Origin of the sequence: Pseudomonas sp. (genome assembly GCF_030150285.1) — a bacterium.
Classification (GTDB): domain Bacteria; phylum Pseudomonadota; class Gammaproteobacteria; order Pseudomonadales; family Pseudomonadaceae; genus Aquipseudomonas.
Map to the genome: position 1 here is coordinate 1 of NZ_JASLGE010000108.1, position 2,773 is coordinate 2,773.

Below are 2,773 nucleotides of genomic sequence, written 5' to 3' on the forward strand. Positions count from 1 at the left end.
GTTTAAGCTTGATTAAGCCTTAGACTGATAGCTATTCAAATGCTGCTGGGTGGCCCAATAAGCGCCTAAAATGCCCAATAAACTCACCACCACGAACACGACGATGACTTCTGGCACGGTAAAAAAGCGCCAGTGGAACACCACGCCATAGGTGCTAAAGGCTTCATCAAACAGCTTTTGCGCGCCGGTCACAATCCATGAACACAAAATCAGGCTCAGCAGGCTGGAAAACACGCCCTGCCATATCGCCTGATACAAGAACGGCCGTCGAATAAACGATGAGGACGCCCCCAACAGCTTGGTGACCTCGATCTCTTCTTTTTTCGACAAAATTTGTAGGCGGATGGTGTTGTGGGCCACCAGCACAAAGGCCAGGCTCAGGGTAATGGCCAAAAACAGGGTCAGCTGATTCACCAAATGCATGATTTTTTGGATGGTTTGTGCCCACTCTGCGTCGACGCTGGCCTGATCCACCATGGGCAACATCGCCAAGATGTCTTTTAGGGCCAATAAGTCTTTGGGGTCCATTTGCTTTGGGGTCACCACAAAGGCATGCGGCAACGGGTTGCCGTCCATTAACGACACCAAATCATTTTCACCCATGCCCAGCTGCAGCTGCTCCAGCGCTTTGTCTTTGCTGACAAAGTCAATTTTGGCAACGGTGTCTAGGTCGTCTAAGGCGTTTTCCACCGTGGCAATATCGCTTTCCAAAGCCTCTCTGTCCATATACACGGTAATCTGCGGCGTTTTGGCCAGCTGGCCAATAAAGGGCGAGCTGCTTTGTACTCCTAGATATAAGGCCAAGGGCAAGGTCATCGCCACGGCCAACATGGCAAAGGTGAACAGGCTGCCTATAGGCTGTTGCCACAGCGCCGAGAGGGCACGCTTGGCCGCGATAATGTGTAAAGTAAAAAGCCTCATGCGCTTAACTGCCCTTCTTTGAGTCGCAAAATACGGTGGCCGTAATCGGCCATCAAGGTTTCATCATGAGCCGACACCAATACCGTCACGCCGGCCTGATGAAAGGAGCGAAACAGTTCCATAATGTCCAAGGCGTAGGCGCGGTCGAGGTTGGCCGATGGCTCATCGGCAATCAACAAGCTAGGCTTGTTGACCACCGCCCGCGCGATGCACAGCCGCTGCTGCTCGCCGCCGGACAGGCTTTCTGGCCGGGCCAGCTCCTTGCCCTTTAGGCCCACTTTGTCGATGGCCACGAGGGCGCGTTCAATTGCCTGATCACGGCGATAGCCAACGATTTGTAAGGGCAGCAACACATTGTCGATGACGTTGCGGTCAAACAGGATTTTATGGTCTTGGAACACAATCCCAATGTGCTGGCGCATATAGCCCAGCTGATTGTCATTCAGCTTGCTTAAATCCTGCTGGTTAAACAGCACTTTGCCAGAAGTCGGCTTGGTAATCCCCGCCACCAGTTTCAAAATGGTGGACTTGCCGGCACCAGAGTGTCCGGCCAAAAACACCATCTCGCCATGATGAACCTCAAAGCTTAAGTTTTTTAAAGCCGTAAAGTTACCCGGATAGGTTTTGCTCACTTGTTCGAAACGAATCATTTTTGCATACTTTCTGTCAGTGTGAGGCCTAATGGGCCTGCTCGTCTGGGCCCAGTAAGGCCTCAACGTATTCGGCGGCGGTAAAGGGGCGCAAATCATCGATGCCTTCGCCCACGCCAATAAAGCGCACCGGTACCGGCCTGTTTTTGGCCAAGGCCGCAATCACGCCGCCTTTGGCCGTGCCGTCTAGCTTAGACAATATCAACCCTGTTAAACCTAAGGCGTCGTCAAAAGCAGCCACCTGGCTTAACGCATTTTGACCGATATTGGCGTCCAACACCAAAATGATTTCGTGTGGTGCGTCGGGTATGGCTTTTTGAACCACGCGTTTTACTTTTTTAATTTCTTCCATCAAATTCATTTGCGTGGGCAAGCGGCCAGCGGTGTCGGCCAAAACCACATCGATGTTGCGCGCCTTCGCCGCCTGAATGGCGTCAAAGCACACCGCAGCAGAATCGCCCCCGCCCTGGCTGATGACGGTGACGTTGTTGCGCTCGCCCCACTCCATCAGCTGCTCACGCGCGGCCGCGCGAAAAGTATCGCCGGCGGCCAGCAACACGCTTTTGCCCTGTAGCTGAAAATACTTGGCCAGTTTGCCGATGGACGTGGTTTTGCCAGCGCCGTTCACCCCAGCCATCATGATCACATAAGGGCCGTCCTGCTCGGGCAACACCAGCGGCTGCTCTAAGGGCAAAATCAATTCCGTCAGCGCCTCTTGTAAGGCTTGGCGTAATTCCAGCGCATTTTTTAAGCCTTTTAAGCTCACCCGCTCACGCACCTCATTGAGCAAGTGTTCCGTGGCCTCTATGCCCATGTCGCTGGTCAGCAACACTGCTTCTAAGTCTTCATACAGCTCATCGTCAATCTGGCCGCCACCAAACACGCTGGCCAAAGATTTGCCCAGCTTATTGCGCGACTTGCTCAACCCTTGCTTCAACCGCTGTGCCCAACTCAGTTTGGCTTTGGGCTCAGGCGTCGACGCCACAGCGGGCAGGGTCAGTGGTTCTGGTTCTGGTTCTGGTTCTGGTTCTGGTTCTGGTTCTGGTTCTGGTTCTGGCTCAGGCTCAGGCTCAGGCTCTGGCTCTGGCTCTGGCTCTGGCTCTGGCTCTGGCTCTGGCTCTGGCTCTGGCTCATCATCACCGGCGACCGCAGCCACGGCACCGCCGACGCCGACCGGAACATCGTCCGGGTTCTCGACGTCC

Annotated in this window: 4 protein-coding genes; all 4 read right to left on the bottom strand. The window is 54.2% G+C overall.

Annotated elements, in window-relative coordinates:
* Positions 1-12 precede the first annotated feature (12 nt).
* Positions 13-921, bottom strand: coding sequence for a permease-like cell division protein FtsX (gene ftsX, locus Q1W15_RS23920; RefSeq protein ID WP_300733634.1), 909 nt, complete (start codon positions 919-921; stop codon positions 13-15).
* Positions 918-1,571, bottom strand: coding sequence for a cell division ATP-binding protein FtsE (locus Q1W15_RS23925; protein WP_300733636.1), 654 nt, complete (start codon positions 1,569-1,571; stop codon positions 918-920). The genes ftsX and Q1W15_RS23925 overlap by 4 nt, the downstream gene beginning before the upstream one ends.
* 28 nt (positions 1,572-1,599) lie before the next feature.
* The gene (ftsY, locus tag Q1W15_RS23930; protein ID WP_367280649.1) at positions 1,600-2,556 is read right to left on the bottom strand and encodes a signal recognition particle-docking protein FtsY; all 957 of its coding nucleotides are present in this window, start codon (positions 2,554-2,556) and stop codon (positions 1,600-1,602) included.
* Positions 2,557-2,567: 11 nt separating this feature from the next.
* Positions 2,568-2,773, bottom strand: a 206-nt coding sequence (locus Q1W15_RS23935; RefSeq protein ID WP_300733638.1) for a hypothetical protein, incomplete at its 5' end; no start/stop codon positions are given.

Excerpts from the sequence above, each read along its gene's own strand:
- ftsX (WP_300733634.1), bottom strand. The coding sequence starts at position 921 with ATGAGGCTTTTTACTTTACACATTATCGCGGCCAAGCGTGCCCTCTCG.
- Q1W15_RS23925 (WP_300733636.1), bottom strand. The coding sequence starts at position 1,571 with ATGATTCGTTTCGAACAAGTGAGCAAAACCTATCCGGGTAACTTTACG.